This is a genomic window from Cohnella laeviribosi DSM 21336, from assembly GCF_000378425.1.
Classification (GTDB): Bacteria; Bacillota; Bacilli; order Paenibacillales; family Paenibacillaceae; genus Cohnella; species Cohnella laeviribosi.
In genome coordinates this window covers 1-1,555 of record NZ_KB899898.1, presented here as the reverse complement: position 1 = coordinate 1,555, position 1,555 = coordinate 1, and the positions used below count along the sequence as shown (strand labels likewise).

Genomic DNA, 1,555 nt, shown 5'->3' with positions numbered 1-1,555 from the left:
TAGAAGTCCGGTGAATTAAGTCAGTTTTAGCCGTCTAACTGACATGAAAAATGAGGAAACAAACATAGCCACCACTGATATGAGCAGGTTTGACACCGCCTCCGTCATCACGGATTTCGGTTTGTGGCATGCCAAAGCACCGGTTTGAGGTCGTTTTTTCTTAAACCGGCATAGTCTTTTCAGATTTTGAATGGTTGCCGTCAGTAGCGTCTGTTCCTGCATGCAGTCCAGCCCACGGCTCCGTGCGCGACCCAGACCATGTGCGACTTTGCCTTCGGCAAACAGATGCTCACAACGAGTGCGCAACTTTTGCACATGACGGTAGGAACCCGTGAGCTGAATTTGTTTGGCTCTGTTTCGGATTTGGATTTCCTGGATTTTGGCCAGCCGTTTGCGTTGTCTCTCCGGATCGTTCGTTTGGCGTCGGTAAGTTGGCACCTCTTCGAGTGCCAGATTGCGAAGCGAAACCAAGGGGACAATCCCTTGCGTGAACAAGGCTTGCAGGTAGTCCGCCGTACCATAGGCTTTGTCGGCCGAGAGTGTTCGAATCCGGATTTGTGGATGGGCAAAACGGATGGCGGAAAGCTGCTGCAAACTCGTCTCACGCTCAGCCGTACCGGATGCGATGCTCGCTTGTGCGGACAGAATGACACCAGACTTCACATCCGTCACATGATGGACCAAATACCGCAAATGGGCTTCCTGGCCGTTGCTCTTTTTGTACAGACGGGCATCCGGATCCGTTACGCTGCGATGGGTCTGATTCGAGAAGGTTTTGCCATGAAAATCTTCATGTGTCGCTTCGTCTTCCAGCCGTTGCTCTTTTCGCGCAGGCGGTGCGGGCGGCTGGCTGTCATCATCGGAATCATGGGCGACACCATCGATCTGCTCATCTTGCCGAGCCATGCGAGCCAGGTAATCCTCAATCGACTCCACTGGAGCCAAGGCGATTTCTTTCATGCTGTGGATGGAGGCGTTGGCGCGTACTTGGGTGCCATCGACGCTGGCGTGTACATCGGATTGGACCAATCCCGCAGCGATGCATTGGTCCACAACATGTTTCATCAGCTTTTCAAAAATACCGTGTTTTCGCCACAATTTCCGGGTCTTCACCAGCGTTGTCCGATCCGGCAAAGACGGCCGGGATGGATCCGGTCGCAGGACGGATTCGAAATCCAGTCCGCAGAACCACAAATAGCCCGCATGCATGGGCAAAAGTTGATACAATTCCCGTTCGGAATGGTTGAATAAATACGAAAGCAAAATAAGCCGGACGATCCGTTCCGGGTCAGCCGCCGGGCGGCCGGTACGTTCCGTATACAGCGGCGCCACCCAATCATGGATGATGGAAAAATCAAGCGCTTCGTTCAGTTGGCGCAGGATGTGTTTTTTCGGCACGAGATCATCCATATTCACGAATTGGAACAATTGCGGCTGGATGGCCGACGACTTATGGGCTTTCATGCTCATTCACTCTTTCGATCGTTTTGTTACTAAAATAAATTCGATAAAACCATGGGAAAGGCCTGCTTATACGGACTTTTTCACCGGACTT

1 protein-coding gene is annotated in these 1,555 nt (G+C 52.0%); it reads right to left on the bottom strand.

Annotated elements, in window-relative coordinates:
- Nucleotides 1-15: 15 nt before the first annotated feature.
- The gene (locus F560_RS0122025) at nucleotides 16-1,464 is read right to left on the bottom strand and encodes an IS5 family transposase (RefSeq protein ID WP_019007869.1); all 1,449 of its coding nucleotides are present in this window, start codon (nucleotides 1,462-1,464) and stop codon (nucleotides 16-18) included.
- Nucleotides 1,465-1,555 lie beyond the last annotated feature (91 nt).

Excerpts from the sequence above, each read along its gene's own strand:
- F560_RS0122025 (WP_019007869.1), bottom strand. The coding sequence starts at position 1,464 with ATGAAAGCCCATAAGTCGTCGGCCATCCAGCCGCAATTGTTCCAATTC.